Source organism: Streptosporangium sp. NPDC003464, assembly GCF_053588315.1.
In genome coordinates this window covers 1-13770 of sequence record NZ_JBSFPS010000013.1, presented here as the reverse complement: position 1 = coordinate 13770, position 13770 = coordinate 1, and the positions used below count along the sequence as shown (strand labels likewise).

The 13770-nt window shown below is 71.2% G+C and carries 14 protein-coding genes; 8 read left to right on the top strand and 6 right to left on the bottom strand.

Going from position 1 to position 13770, the window contains the following annotated elements; translation table 11 throughout:
* Window positions 1-111: 111 nt before the first annotated feature.
* A complete protein-coding gene (locus ACWDS7_RS05050; RefSeq protein WP_451928171.1) occupies window positions 112-579 on the bottom strand; it encodes a hypothetical protein in 468 nt (155 codons plus the stop codon).
* Between the two features lie 363 nt (window positions 580-942).
* Here ACWDS7_RS05050 and ACWDS7_RS05045 point away from each other — a divergent pair, with 363 nt between their 5' ends.
* Complete coding sequence (locus ACWDS7_RS05045) at window positions 943-2079, top strand: tyrosine-type recombinase/integrase (protein ID WP_451928170.1); 1137 nt, start codon at window positions 943-945, stop codon at window positions 2077-2079.
* A gap of 133 nt (window positions 2080-2212) precedes the next feature.
* On the opposite strand, the gene ACWDS7_RS05040 is transcribed toward ACWDS7_RS05045, so the two are convergent.
* Complete coding sequence (locus tag ACWDS7_RS05040; RefSeq protein ID WP_306871184.1) at window positions 2213-2467, bottom strand: helix-turn-helix domain-containing protein; 255 nt, start codon at window positions 2465-2467, stop codon at window positions 2213-2215.
* 130 nt (window positions 2468-2597) lie between these two features.
* Here ACWDS7_RS05040 and ACWDS7_RS05035 point away from each other — a divergent pair, with 130 nt between their 5' ends.
* The 3 genes from ACWDS7_RS05035 to ACWDS7_RS05025 all read left to right on the top strand — a co-directional run bounded on the left by ACWDS7_RS05035 (window position 2598) and on the right by ACWDS7_RS05025 (window position 4300).
* Window positions 2598-3005 (top strand): M24 family metallopeptidase, encoded by a 408-nt coding sequence (locus tag ACWDS7_RS05035; RefSeq protein WP_451928230.1) that lies wholly within the window; start codon window positions 2598-2600, stop codon window positions 3003-3005.
* Window positions 3006-3084: 79 nt separating this feature from the next.
* Entirely contained in the window at window positions 3085-3846 is a 762-nt protein-coding gene (locus ACWDS7_RS05030; RefSeq protein ID WP_451928229.1) for a MerR family transcriptional regulator, read from the top strand.
* A gap of 148 nt (window positions 3847-3994) precedes the next feature.
* Window positions 3995-4300, top strand: a complete 306-nt coding sequence (locus ACWDS7_RS05025; RefSeq protein WP_306871179.1) for a DUF3817 domain-containing protein — start codon at window positions 3995-3997, stop codon at window positions 4298-4300.
* Here ACWDS7_RS05025 and ACWDS7_RS05020 read toward each other — a convergent pair.
* The 4 genes from ACWDS7_RS05020 to ACWDS7_RS05005 form a co-directional block, all read right to left on the bottom strand.
* A complete protein-coding gene (locus tag ACWDS7_RS05020) occupies window positions 4297-5244 on the bottom strand; it encodes a DUF4037 domain-containing protein (RefSeq protein ID WP_451928169.1) in 948 nt (315 codons plus the stop codon). The two genes, ACWDS7_RS05025 and ACWDS7_RS05020, sit on opposite strands and share 4 nt — an antisense overlap.
* A gap of 188 nt (window positions 5245-5432) precedes the next feature.
* Window positions 5433-6164 carry a GNAT family N-acetyltransferase gene (locus ACWDS7_RS05015; protein ID WP_451928168.1) on the bottom strand — a complete coding sequence of 244 codons (732 nt, stop codon included), beginning with the start codon at window positions 6162-6164 and terminating at the stop codon, window positions 5433-5435.
* Window positions 6165-6169: 5 nt separating this feature from the next.
* The gene (gene purB, locus ACWDS7_RS05010) at window positions 6170-7600 is read right to left on the bottom strand and encodes an adenylosuccinate lyase (RefSeq protein WP_451928167.1); all 1431 of its coding nucleotides are present in this window, start codon (window positions 7598-7600) and stop codon (window positions 6170-6172) included.
* A 162-nt stretch (window positions 7601-7762) separates the two neighbouring features.
* Window positions 7763-11011 carry an efflux RND transporter permease subunit gene (locus ACWDS7_RS05005; protein WP_451928166.1) on the bottom strand — a complete coding sequence of 1083 codons (3249 nt, stop codon included), beginning with the start codon at window positions 11009-11011 and terminating at the stop codon, window positions 7763-7765.
* A gap of 115 nt (window positions 11012-11126) precedes the next feature.
* Here ACWDS7_RS05005 and ACWDS7_RS05000 point away from each other — a divergent pair, with 115 nt between their 5' ends.
* The 4 genes from ACWDS7_RS05000 to ACWDS7_RS04985 all read left to right on the top strand — a co-directional run bounded on the left by ACWDS7_RS05000 (window position 11127) and on the right by ACWDS7_RS04985 (window position 13662).
* A complete protein-coding gene (locus ACWDS7_RS05000; protein WP_306871168.1) occupies window positions 11127-11606 on the top strand; it encodes a MarR family winged helix-turn-helix transcriptional regulator in 480 nt (159 codons plus the stop codon).
* 54 nt (window positions 11607-11660) lie between these two features.
* Window positions 11661-12830, top strand: a complete 1170-nt coding sequence (locus ACWDS7_RS04995) for an MFS transporter (RefSeq protein WP_451928165.1) — start codon at window positions 11661-11663, stop codon at window positions 12828-12830.
* Window positions 12831-13060: 230 nt separating this feature from the next.
* Window positions 13061-13276, top strand: coding sequence for a hypothetical protein (locus tag ACWDS7_RS04990; protein ID WP_451928164.1), 216 nt, complete (start codon window positions 13061-13063; stop codon window positions 13274-13276).
* On the top strand, window positions 13273-13662 hold the full coding sequence (locus tag ACWDS7_RS04985; RefSeq protein ID WP_306871162.1) for a hypothetical protein: 390 nt from the start codon (window positions 13273-13275) through the stop codon (window positions 13660-13662). The genes ACWDS7_RS04990 and ACWDS7_RS04985 overlap by 4 nt, the downstream gene beginning before the upstream one ends.
* Window positions 13663-13770 lie beyond the last annotated feature (108 nt).

Genomic DNA, 13770 nt, shown 5'->3' with positions numbered 1-13770 from the left:
CGGGTGACGGCACCGTGCCGTCCGGGTGGGCTGCTCCCCCGCCCTCCCGTCCGGCAGGGCCGCCGTGGGCGGACGGCTGTGCGGGCGCAGCGCCTGGGGGCGTGCCGGGGTTCAGGCCTGGATGGACTCGACGAAGCGCCGGGCTTCGGGCTCGCTCATGCCGGTCTCGCCCCGTACCAGCAGGACGGCCTGCTCTCTGCGGCCGTCGGCGCTGAGCAGGCGCACCCGGGTGGCCAGGTCGGCGCCGGGACCGGGTGGCAGCGGCGGGGCTGCGCCGTAGCGGGGCTGGGGCGGCCGGGGCGCCCGGCCGGCGCGCAGGTCGTCGACGTATCGCTTGGCGTCTTTGAGGTCGAGGCCGGTCTGCTCGCGGACGAGTTTGACCGCGGCGATGGGTTTGCCGGCGTCGATCAGCTCGCCGGCCTGCTGTTGAAGCTGCGGGGCGCTGAGCTGTTGCCGCGTTTGCGCGGTGGGGGGTCGCCCGCGGGTGGAGAGCCGTATCAGTGTGGTGATCAGTAAGGCGGCCAGGGCTGCCATGACCACCAGCAGCACCAGCAGCTCCACGGGTCCGAGATTCGGCATGGGGTGATCCTACGGTCGCGGCAATCGGATCGGGCCCGCTCGGCCTCCCTGGATGCGTGGGAGTCCGCCGGAACCGTGCCTTCCGTGATCGCCCTTGAGAGGGGTGAGGTTTCTGAGAAGGGTGAGACTTCCGTATAGGCGCTGCGGGGGCGGTCATGTGTGATCGTCTGCGTAGGGGTGGGGTGTGGTCTGGGTGCGGTTTTCCCGCGGGTGGGCGGGGGTGAGGCCGGGCAGGTTGCGGGCAGGCGGTGAGGGCCCGCTCCCCCGGCACGTCATGGGCCCCGGGGCGGGTGTTGTCGGTGCCGGCCGCTACGGTCGGCACGACGACTCGGCGCGTTGGAGGAGAAGGGTGTCGTTGCGACCATGCGGCCAGTGGATCTGAATCGCCTCACCGTGCAGGAGTCGGCCGATCGTTATGTGGAGCTGATCCGCGCCAAGACGCTGACGGGTGCGCTGTCGGCGGCGACGGCGGAGGTCTACGCGCGGGATGTGGCCACGTTCGTACGGCTGGCGGGTGAGGGGCAGGTCCTCGATGATCTGACCGGCGAGGACGTGGACGCGATTTTGCTGGCCTTCGCCCGTAAGCCCGACGGCCGGCGGGCCGAGCCGGGTGCCGGGCTGCAGTCGGCCTCCTCGCAGGCGCGCTTCCGGCGGTCGGTGTCGGCGCTGTTCAAGCATGCGATGCTGGCGGGTTGGGTGCAGGTCAATCCGATGGCGCTGGCGACGATCACGGCCCGGGAGCGTGGGGGGTTGCGTCCGGAGCGGCGGGCGCTGACGCGTGAGCAGGCCCAGGGGCTGATCGGTGCGGCCCGTGATCTCAGCGCCGGTGACGGCCGGGCGGTTGAGGGCCGGGTGGTGCCGCGGGGGCAGGCGCCCGCCACCGAGGAGCCGGCCACTGAGGGGCCGGCCGCCGCCGAGGGGCCGCCTATCGCTGAGGGGCCGGCCGCCGACGGCCGGAGCCGGCGGCGTGACCAGCGCACCGAGTTGCGGGATGCGCTGATCGTGCTGCTGCTGTCGACGATGGGGCCGCGCGTCTCGGAGCTGGTGCGGGCGAACGTGGAGGATTTCTACACCAACGACGGGGTGCGTTACTGGCGGATCTTCGGCAAGGGCGGCAAGACGCGTGATGTGCCGCTGCCCGATGACGTCGCGCAGGTGCTGGAGGTCTACCTGGCACGGGGCCGGGCCGAGTCGCCGGACAAGGCGCTGCTGCTGTCGTGGCGGGGCAAGCGCCTGGCGCGGGGGGACGTGCAGGCGGTGATCGACCGGGTGCAGCGGCTGGTGGATCCCGACCGGCGGCGTTCGGTGACCCCGCACGGCCTGCGCCACACCACCGCCACCCATCTGCTGGCCGACGCGGTGGACATGGACGCCGTACGCCGGGTGCTGGGCCACAGCGACCTGGCGACGCTGGGCCGTTACCGTGACGAGCTGCCCGGTGAGCTGGAGGTGGCGATGCGGTCGCATCCGCTGCTGCGGAGGCCCTCGGGCGGCCGGTGAGGTGGCCGCGCTGGTGAGGCCGTGCGGCCGCGGGACTCGCCCGCGCCGGGGCCCTCTTCAGCGCGTTGGTCACCCCGGCCGCGATGCAGAGCCCGTCACGGATGTAGGCCAGTTCACCGCCGTCCGGGGCCGCTCAGGCGGCGTGTTCGGCGGCGGCCACCTCGGCCAGGACGTCCAGGGAGATGCCCAGGGCGTGGGCGAGGGCGGCGATGGTGAAGAAGGCCGGGGTCGGCACCCGGCCGGTCTCGATCTTGCGGAGGGTCTCGGCCGACAGTCCCGCGGCGGCGGCCACCTCGGCCATGCTGCGGGGGCCGCGTGCCTGGCGCAGGATCGCGCCCAGGCGGTGGCCGCGTTCGTGGTCGAGCTGGGTCAGTGGAGGTCGCACCATGCCGACCACCCTAGCAACCGTGATAACAATACCGGTATATGTATCGGGCAGCCGGGAGCGCGGCACATGGTGGAGACCAAGTCCGCGGTCGAGGTGACGGCGTCCCTGACGGCTACCGGCTGAGCGTCGACTGCGGCGCCTACCTGGACGGCTGGGCGGCAGACTCGGCGATCAGCTTCAGGTCGGCCCGGCCCACCGCGCCGACCTGGAGCTGATCGCCACCGCCGAGGCCACGCTGCAGGCGGCGATCGCCGCGTGCGTGCCGGGAGGGCGCCTGGGCAGCGTCGCTCACGCCGTGGCGCGGGTCGGGCGTCAGGCCGACTGCGAGGTCCCCGAGGACTTCGGCGGGCACGGCCTCGGCCGGGCCATGCACGAGGACCCGCACGTGCCCAACCGGGGCCGTCCCGGGCGCGGGATGGCGCTGCGGCCGGGTCTGGTGCTGGCGATAGCCGATGGCTCATCCTCCGTCCGAGGGCTCACGCTCCGCGGGAGGCCGCCTCGGGTGAGCCGGTGCGCCGGCTCCCCCGGGGCGGGTTGACCCTCCCGTAACGGGAGGGTTCATGCTGGGTCAGGGTCACCCCGGCAGGAGACGACAGCGAAGGGGCGCCGTGGACTCCATGGACTACTCGGTCGGGCAGGTGGCCCGGCTCGCCGGGGTGAGCGTGCGCACGCTGCACCACTACGACGACATCGGCCTGATGCCGCCCGGGCGGCGCACCGCCGCCGGCTACCGCCGCTACAGCCAGGCGGACCTGCAGCGGCTGCAGCACGTGCTGTTCTACCGTGAGCTCGGCTTCCCCCTGGAGGAGATCGCCGTCATCCTCGGCGAGTCCGGCGCCGACACACTGACGCACCTGCGGCGCCAGCACGAGCTGCTCACCCGGCGCATCGGCCGGCTGCGGGCGATGGCCGCGGCCGTGGAACACGCCATGGAGGCGCACAGCATGGACATCTCGTTGACCCCCGAGGAACGCTTCACCGTTTTCGGGGATTTCGTCCCGGAAAAGTATGACGCTGAGGCGCGTGACCGCTGGGGCGGCACCGAGCCCTACACGCAGTCGCGGCGGCGCATGGCCGCGATGACCAAGGACGACTGGACGCGTTTCAAGGCCGAGGCCGCCCAGACGGTGGCGGAATTCGCCGAGGCCCTCGCCGGCGGCCTGCCGGCCGACGGCGAGCGGGCGATGGAGCTGGCCGAACGGCACCGGGCGCACATCACCCGCTGGTGCTACGACTGCTCCTACGACATCCACCGCGGCCTGGCCGACATGTATGTGGCCGACCCCCGCTTCGCGGCCGGCTACGAGCAGGTGGCGGCCGGGCTGAGCGCCTACATCCGCCAGGCCGTCCACGCCAACGCCGACCGCGCCCGGAGCTGACCCCCTCCCCTGCCCCGCCCGCGCCATGGCACGGGCGGGGCAGGACGCTCACCCCTCCGGCCGGCGGTGATCGCCGGCACCGGCGGCGGGACCTGTCCCCCCTCCCCCTAAGCTGGGGGCGTTCCCGACCTGAGGAGAGGTGTCCGCTGTGCCGACCGCACTGCGTCTGTTCCGTTATGTGGCGATCGCCGAGGCGTGTTCGTGGGCGGGGTTGCTCGTCGGCATGTTCTTCAAATACATCGTGGACTCGGGCGACCTCGGGGTGAAGATCTTCGGCCCGATCCACGGCGCGCTGTTCGTGCTGTACGTCGCCGGAGTGCTGGCCGCCGCCCGCGAGGCCCGCTGGAGTGCCGGCACGGTCGTGCTGGGCCTGGCGTGCGCGGTGCCCCCGTTCACCTCGCTGTGGTTCGAGCGGCGCATGCTGGCCGCCGCCCGCGAGCCGGTCGCCGCCTAAAGACCCCCCTCGCCCCCCTCACCGCCTTCCAGTACGGCCCGCGTCACCGCCCGGCACCGCCGCGGGCACATCAGCAGATCGGTGGAGCCGCCGAACTGGTCGACCGAACCGGTCGGCGGCAGCGCCCGCACCCACGGGTCGGCGACCGAGGCGGTGAGCGCGTCGGCGAACCGCTGGGCGTCGATGACCTCGAACGGCCGCCGGTGATAGGCCCGCGTCGTGGTCTCCAGGATCTCGCCCAGGCCCAGCCGGTTGTGCATCTGGGCCACCCGCTCATAAGCGCGGCCCAGATGCCGCTGCCGGCTCCGCCAGTCCCCGGCGCCCAGCGCACCCGACAGCGCGTCACCGAGCTCGGCCGTACCCGGCAGGCGGGCGAAGGCACTGCCGAGCCATTTGCCGTACGGCGGGTAGCGGCGGCGCATCAGCAGCACCAGCCGCATCAGGTCATCGGCCAGGCCCGCGGTCAGCACGGCCGAACCGAGATCGTCACCGACCTCCCCGCACCGGCCGGGGAAGGCCTCCCGCTGGGCCAGGCGCCGCCACTGACAGGCCAGCACATACCGCCACAGGTCACCGGGATACCAGCGCAGCGCGGCGCGGGCGCCCTCCAGCACCTCCAGCCCGTCGTGGAAGACCTCCCCGCAGGTGACCTCCGCCAGCCGCTGCCAGGGCGTGGCCAGCCAGTCCAGCGCCCCCACCCCCTCCAGCGGATCGAACCCCAGCCGCCCGCGCAGCCAGGCGGCGGCGCCGGTGACCTCCACGCCGTGCCCGGCGCCGAAGGCGGTGGGATAGCCGCCGAAGAGCGGCGGCAGCGCCGCGGTGACCGACTCCCGCACCGGCCCGACGGCCTCGGGGGCCACGAACAGCACCACCCGCGGCCCCCAGTCATGGTCGGTGGAGCGCTCGGTGTCGAACGCCAGCACCTCCGAGCCGGGCCCGACCAACGCCGCACTGTGGGGAACGTCGGCGACCAACGGCCGCACGACCTGCGCATAGAAGGTACGCGAAAGCTCCAGACCAGGCACAAAACTGGACATCATTCCGTCCACTTTGCCGGGCGTGACCGCCCGACGCACCAGGTTTTCCCCCCCGCTCCCCCACCCCGCGGAAACCGCCGCCACCGCGCTCCGGCTCACCCTCCCAACGTCGCCGCCGCCACCGTCCGGCCCCGCATCCCCAGCCCCTCGTACAGGCCGATCGCCGCCCGATTGTCACTGTCGACCATCAACGCCACCCGCCCGTGCTCGGCCGCCAGCGCGGCGAAGACGAACCCGCACACCTGCCGGCCGTACCCCCGGCCGCGATGGGCGGCGGCGGTGGCCACCCCGGCGACGAACCCCACCTCAGGACAGGACCAGGCATCAGCCGCCGCGGCCACCAACGCCCCGCCGTCGGCGCGCAGCCCCGCCCAGCGGCGGACCCCCGCCAGCCCCGGCACCGCCCACGACGACGGCGACGCCTCCGCCAGCAGCGCGCCCACCTCCGCATCGGCGTCCCGCAGCCACCCCGCCGGCCCCGCCGCGGCCCGCGCAGCCGCCACCGGGCCGGAGTCCATCCACTCGAACGACCACATCTGCCCCACCCAGGGCAGCCGCTCCGACAGCTCCGCCACCAGCGCCCGCTCCCCCAGCAGCCGATACGACGGCCCCAGCTCCGGCAGCGCCAGCCGCAGCACGGCGGCCACCTCGCCCGCCCCACCGCGCACCGTCAGACGGTCACGCCGGTTCAGATCCGGGCTCGCCACCGCCACGGCCTCCCCCAGCGCCCACGCCCGCACCCCGCCGCGCATGCCCTGCGCCGCCCACACCACCAGCGTGTCGTCATCGCAGGCCGCCGCCACCTCGGCGGCGGCCCTCAGCTCCACAGCGTTCAGAGGATCGCCCCAGGGGTGTAAGCGGCCGCCGCCGGATAACGGGCGGTGATCTCCCCGATCCGCGCCACCACCGACTCCACCTGCTCGGCCGCCGCCCCGGTGAAGGCGATCCGCTGCTCCAGCAGCCCGGCCAGCCCCGCAGCATCCAGCGGGAAACGCTCATCGGCCGCCAGCCGGTCCAGCAGCTCGTTACCGGCGCCCCGCTCACGCATCGCCAGCGCCGAAGCGACCGCGTGCTCCTTGATCAGCTCATGGGCGCTCTCCCGGCCCACCCCCGCCCGCACCGCGGCCATCAGCATCTTCGTCGTCGCCAGGAACGGCAGATACCGGTCCAGCTCGGCCGCGATGACCGCCGGGAACGCCCCGAACTCCGAAAGCACCGTCAACATCGTCTCCACCAGCCCGTCGAAGGCGAAGAACGCATCCGGCAGCGCCACCCGCCGCACCACCGAGCAGGACACATCCCCCTCGTTCCACTGGTCACCCGCCAGCTCACCGGTCATGGAGGCATACCCGCGCAAGACCACCGTCAGGCCGTTGACCCGCTCACACGAACGGGTGTTCATCTTGTGCGGCATCGCCGAAGAGCCGACCTGACCCTCGGCGAAACCCTCGGTGACCAGCTCGTGCCCGGCCATCAACCGGACCGTCTTGGCCAGCGAGGAAGGGGCCGCGGCCAGCTGCACCAGCGCCGTGACCACCTCGTAGTCCAGCGAACGAGGATAGACCTGCCCCACACTGGTCAGCCGGTGCGCGAACCCCAGATGCGCCGCCACCCGGTCCTCCAGCTCCGCCAGCCTGCCCCGGTCACCGCCCAGCAGATCCAGCATGTCCTGAGCGGTGCCCACCGGGCCCTTCACACCCCGCAGCGGATAACGGCCGATCAACTCCTCCAACCGGGCGAAAGCCACCAGCAGCTCATCGGCCGCCGACGCGAAACGCTTGCCCAGCGTGGTCGACTGCGCCGCCACATTGTGCGAACGCCCCGCCATCACCGTGCCCGAATGCTCGGCCGCCAGCGCCCCCAGCCGCGCCAGCAACGCCACACACCGATCCCGCACCACCAGCAGGCTGTCGCGGATCTGCAGCTGCTCGACATTCTCCGTCAGATCACGCGAGGTCATCCCCTTGTGCACGTGCTCATGCCCGGCCAGGGCGTTGAACTCCTCGATACGGGCCTTCACATCATGACGGGTCACCCGCTCCCGCTCGGCGATGGAGGCCAGATCCACCTGCTCGACGACCTTCTCGTAGTCGGCCACCGCCTGAGCGGGCACCGACACCCCGAGCTCCGCCTGCACGGCCAGCACCGCCAGCCACAGGCGGCGCTCGGCCACCACCTTGTACTCAGGAGACCACAGACGGGCCAGCTCCACCGAGGCATAGCGGGCGGCCAGGACATTGGGGATACGCGGCTTGGCACTCACGTTGCGTCAGTCTATTGCCGCCCCGCCACCACGCCCCGCACAGGGTCACCCCCACCCGCCCGACACCACCCCGCCCCGAACCGGAAAAGCCGGCCACCGCGCGGCGCAAAGACCACCACGCGGCGACCGGCACACCCCTTCACCGGCGCCCGGCAGAGCCCGCTACCGCGTCGCGGTCAGCTCACCGGCGTCATAGACCTTCACCTCGGCCCCGTGCCTGCCCCCCGCCGAACGCCGGCCGAACCGCTCCTTGGTCCGCTCCACCATCACATACAACGTCGGCACCAACACCAGCGTCAGCAGCGTCGACGACAGCAGACCACCGATCACCACGATCGCCAGCGGCTGGGAGATGAACCCGCCCGACCCCGTCAGACCCAGCGCCATCGGGATCAACGCGAAGATCGTCGCCACCGCGGTCATCAGGATCGGCCGCAGACGCCGCCGGCCACCCTCCATCACCGCCTCCACCACGCCCAGCCCCTGCTGCCGGTACTGGTTGACCAGATCGATCAGCACGATGGCGTTGGTCACCACGATACCGATCAGCATCAACATGCCGATCAACGCCGGGACCCCCATCGGAGTGCCCGTCGCCAGCAACAGACCGATCGCACCCGTCGCCGCGAACGGCACCGACACCAGCAGCACCAACGGCTGCACAAAACTCCGGAACGTCGCCACCATGATCATGAAGACGATCGCGATGGCCGCCAGCATCGCCAGCCCCAACTGACCGAACGCCTCCGCCTGGTCGGCACTGACACCACCAATGGTGAAACCCGCCCCCGCCGGCAACGCCAGAGCCTCCAGCTTCGCCGTCAGAGCCGACGTCACACTGCCCAGATCACTGCCGGTGGCCGTACCCGAGACCGTCGCACTGCGCTCACCGTCGATCCGCGTCACCTGCGTCGGACCCTCGACCTTGGCCACCTTCGCCACATCCGCCAGCTCGACCTCCCCAGCCGCACTGGGCAGCTTCAGAGCACCGATCGCCTTCACATCCTGCGGCGCCTCACCGGTCCGCACGATCAGATCACTGGCCCGCCCGTCCACGGTCACCTGACCCAGCGGAGCACCACGGAAGCGCTGCGCCACCAACTGACCGATCTGCGCCTCGGTCAGCCCCTTGGCCGCCGCCTTCCTGCGATCCACCCGGACCTCGACACGCTCAGCACTGGCCTCCAGGTTGGACGAGACATCCCGCAACCCACCCAGACCGGCCATCACACCACGCACCGCCTCAGCGGCGCTGCGCAGCGTCGCATCGTCCGGAGCCTGCACGATCACCTGAAGCTGGTTGGTCGAACCACCCCCCGGACCCCCCTGAGCGCCACCCACAGTGATCTCACCGGCATCCGCCAGCCCCTTGAGCCGATCACGCAGCTCCCCCTCCAGCACAGCGGTGTCGACCCCCTCGGCCACCGTCACCGAATAAGAGGCCCGATCACCGCCACCGCCACTGGCCGCCCCCATGAACCCGCCACCGGAGCCCACGTTGACCTGGTAATCCTCCACCTCCTCGAAAGACGACAGCACCTCCTCCACCTTCTTGGCCGCCGCGTCCGTGGTCGCCAGATCCGTACCGGCCGGCATCCGCTGACTGATGGAGACCGTGTTCTGACCCGAGGAGTCCAAGAAGTTGGTCTCCAACCGCCCGGCCAGCCCCATCGTCCCCACGAAGACCACAACACCGACCAGGACCGTGACCAGCCGCCGCCGCGTCGCGAACCGCAGAACCGGCAGATAAGCCCGCTGCAACGGACTACGCAGCTCCTTGGCCTCGGCCTCCTCACGCACCACACGCGCCTGCTCCGCACTGAGCACCGGCGCCTTCAAAAACCAGTACGCCAGCACCGGGATCACCGTCAACGACACCAGCAACGACGCCAGCAACGCCACCGTCACCGTGATCGCGAACGGCGCGAACAACTGCCCCACCATGCCGCCGACCACCGCGATCGGCAAGAACACCGCCACCGTCGTCAACGTCGAGGCCGTCACCGCCCCGCTCACCTCACGCACACCCGCCACAACGGCGTCACGCTTGGCCTCGCCATACCCCAGATGCCGCTTGATGTTCTCCAACACCACGATCGAGTCGTCCACCACCCGGCCCACCGCGATCGTCAGCGCCCCCAGCGTCAGCATGTTGAGGGAGTAATCCCCCAGCCACAGCGCCATCAACGCGATCACCACCGACAGCGGGATCGACACCGCCGTCACCAGCGTCGAACGCACCGACAACAAGAAGACCAAAATGACCAGCACCGCGAAGGCCAGCCCCAGCAGACCCTCAGTCGTCAGATCCTCGATCGAACGCTCCACATACGGCGCCTGATCGAAGACCACCGTCACCTCGGAGGAATCACCGACCGCCCGCACCATCTCCGGCAACTTCTCCCGCACCGCATGAGAGATCGCCACCGCGTTGCCGTCAGGCGTCATCGTCACCGACACCCCGAGGCTCGGCTCACCATTGGTACGCGTCAACGAAGTACGCTGCGCAGGCGACCGCTCGACATCGGCCACCTCACCCAGCTTCACCGGCTGCGGCGCCGCCGGACGCCGCACCTGCTGCGGCAGCGCCGCACCCTGACCCGGCGCCTGACGACCCTGCTGAAGCTGCTGAAGCTGCGCCTGCTGCGGCACCTGCGCCTGCACCGGAGCCGCAGGCACCAGATAGAGATTACGCAGATCCTCCACCGAGGCGATCCGCCGGCCCACCTGAACCGTCAGCGACGCCTTGTCCTCCACCAGACTCCCCGCCGGGACCGGCTGACCGTTGCCCCGCAGCGCATCGGTCACCGCCGTCGGCGCCAACCCCCGCGCCGCCAGCTTCTTGGCATCCGGAGTGACCACCACGGTCTCCTCCCGCGTACCGGTCACCGTGGCCTCACGGACACCCTCGATGCCCTGCAGCTCCGGCACCATGATCCGCTCAAGCCGATCAGCCATCGCCCGCTCGTCACCGCCGGCCTCCACCGCCAGCACCAGCACCGGGATGTCATCGGTCCCGCCCGCCAGCACCTGCGGATCCACCCCGTCCGGCAGCTGGGCGCCGATCCGCGACACCGCCTGCTGCATCTCCCCGACCGCCGCGTCGATGTCGGTGCCGTACTCGAACGCCACCTGAACCTGCGACACCCCCTCAGCCGAGGTGGACGTCACCTCCGTGACACCCTCCACCCCCTGGAAGCTGTTCTCGATCGGCTCGGTGACCTGCTCCTCCACGATCTCAGGGGAGGCACCCGGATAAGCGGCGACCACGAACGCGCCGGGGAAGGAGAGCGAGGGCAGCAACTGCTGTTTCAGCGACGGGATCGCGAAGGCGCCGAACGCGCTCAACACGACCGCGATCATTATGACGAGGCTGCGGTTGGCAAGGCTCAACCTGGCCAAGGCGGTCATGGGGGCGGACTCCTAAAGGGGACGTCACAATAAGTTTTGCCCACACTAACACTTCGCATTGCACGAATATTTAACGACCTCTAGCAATCCTGATAACCTTCTCAGGAAGCGAGAGGTGAGTGTGAACGACGAACGCGACCAGCTGATCCACCGGATCGGCGCAATCCAACGCGACCTGGGACGACTCCTCGCCCAGCACCGCCCCCCCTCACCCCTGTTCGACTCCAACCTCACCATGCGCCAACTCAAGGTCGTCATGATCCTGTCCTTCCAGGACTCCGCCTCCGGCCAGGACCTCGCCCACCACCTCGGCGTCGGCCTCGGCACCGTCACCGGCATCGTCGACCGCCTCATCGGCCACGGCCTCGTCACCCGCCGCGAAGACCCCAACGACCGCCGCATCCGCCGCGTCGAACTCACCCCCGCCGGCCACGCCCTCACCGAACAGCTCGCCGACGCCGGCCTCGCCGACTTCCGCCGCCTCCTCCAACTCCTCGACACCCCCACCCTCCACGACCTGTCCACCGTCATGGACAAGATCCAGGCCGCCGCCCTCACCCTCACCAGCAACCAAGACCACCTGAAAACAGGATGACCAAACCCACCTGACCGGACGACACCCTGAGCCGACCACCCCCCAGGGACACCCGTGAGCGACACACCCACCCAGCAGGCCACCAACGCCCGCCGAGCCGTGTCCTACTTCTTCACCCTCCTCGGCACCGCCTCCGGCGCCTGGGCCGCCCGCATCCCCGCTGTCAAACACGACCTCGGCCTCAGCGACGGACAACTCAGCTACGGCCTCCTGGCCATCGCCGCCGGCCTCGTCATCGGCATGCGCTTCGCCGGACGCCTCACCGACCGCCTCGGCAGCGCCCGCCTCCTCACCCCCGCCGCCGTCGCCACCTCCCTCGCCCTCATCCCCCCCGGCTACGCCCCCACCCTCCCCCTCCTCATCACCGCCCTGTTCCTGTACGGCCTCATCAACGCCTCCCTCGACGTCGCCATGAACGCCCACGGCGTCGAAGTCGAACGCGCCTACCGCCGCCCCATCATGTCCTCCTTCCACGGCATGTACAGCGTCGGCGGCCTCATCGGCGCAGGCATCGGCGGACTGTTCGCCTGGCTCGACCTCAGCGCCGGCACCACCCTGGCCGCCACCGGCATCCCCCTCGCCCTCATCTCCCTCTACGCCCGACGCCACCTCCTGCCCACCCCCCACCCCACCACCCGACCCACCACACCCCCCACCCGCGCCCGCTGGTCAGGCTGGATCGTCCTCATGGGCGTCGTCGCCTTCGCCGGACTCGTCGGCGAAGGCGCAGCCGTCGACTGGACCGCCGTCTACCTCTTCGAAGACCTCCACGCCCCCCAAGGCATCGCCGCCCTCGGCTTCGCCGTCTTCTCCACCGCCATGACCGTCGGCCGCTTCGCCGGAGACCGCCTCGCCCTCCACCTCGGCCCCGTCCGCCTGGTCCGCTACTCCGGCCTCATCGCCGCCCTCGGCCTGGCCACCGCCCTGCTCATCGGCCAGATCCCCGTCGCCATCACCGGCTTCGCCCTGTTCGGCCTCGGCCTGGCCACCATCGTCCCCCAGGTCTTCTCCGCCGCCGGAAACCACGACCCCGCCCGCGCGGGAGAGGCCATCGCCCAGGTCGCCACCGTCGGCTACGCCGGACTCGTCGCCGGGCCCGCCATCATCGGCGGCGCCGCCGAGATCATCGGCCTGCCCGGCGCCCTGGCCATCCCCGCCCTGCTGGCCGCCTTCATGGCCGCCTCGGCCGGCGCCCTGCGCCCCCGCGCCCGCACCCTCTCCTGAGAAGGCCCGGCGGGCGCGGCCGTACGGCCGTACCTCACCCACCCGCCGGGTCGGAACCACCCCGCTCCCCTCAGGCCCGCGAAAGCTCCTGTTCTTTGGGGATTGAGTCTTTAGTCCGCTGTAAATGATCTTGGAACCGGCCGGGCGCCTTTACAATGTAGATCAATAGCTCTGGAGCCGGAGAGGCGTTAACCGCGAGGGAAAGAACCTGTCACGCTATGGTGAAGGGCATGAGTGATCAGGCGCAGTCACGGACCCCCGGACCCGATGAGCTCAGGGCGAGGCTGTACGGCACCTTCGTCTCGGCCGTGCGCATTGCCACCCCCGGCCAGATCGCCGAGGCCGGCCGGGCGGTCGAGGAGATGCGCAGACACGACCCCTCGCTCGTTTCCCGCATGGAGCAGTTCTGGCACGGCGACGAGGACCCGGCACGGGCCAGCGCGTGAACGGCAAGATCTTCGACCATTCCGCGCTGCTGCAATACTCGGCCGCTCCCGAGGTCTACCGGCGGACGCTGCTGAACGTCGCCACGCGCGACGGCGCCACCCTGGCGGTCCCCGCCTCGGCCTACCAGGTGACCATCGCCCTGCGCCCCGCGGCCCAGCAGACACTCTTCGACCTGGTGACCTCCCCCGGGATCGCGCTCCACGCGCTCAGCGACAGGGTCGACCTCGAGAACGCCGCCTATCTGGTCGCCCCCCACCCCGAGCTGCGCCGCGACGTGTGCGCCGCGCACTGCTGCCTGATCGCCGTGCAGACCGGATGGCCGATCGTCACCGCCGAACCCCACCTGTACGTGCCGCTGGGGCTCGCCGCCGAGAAGATGCCGTAGCCGGGGCCGGCCGGACCACAGGGGAAGAGCGCCCCCGGTAAGGCCCTCCCCCACCCGCGGCCCCGGGCCCGCGGGTGGCCGCGGGGCCGGGCGTCCAGGACCGGTGTG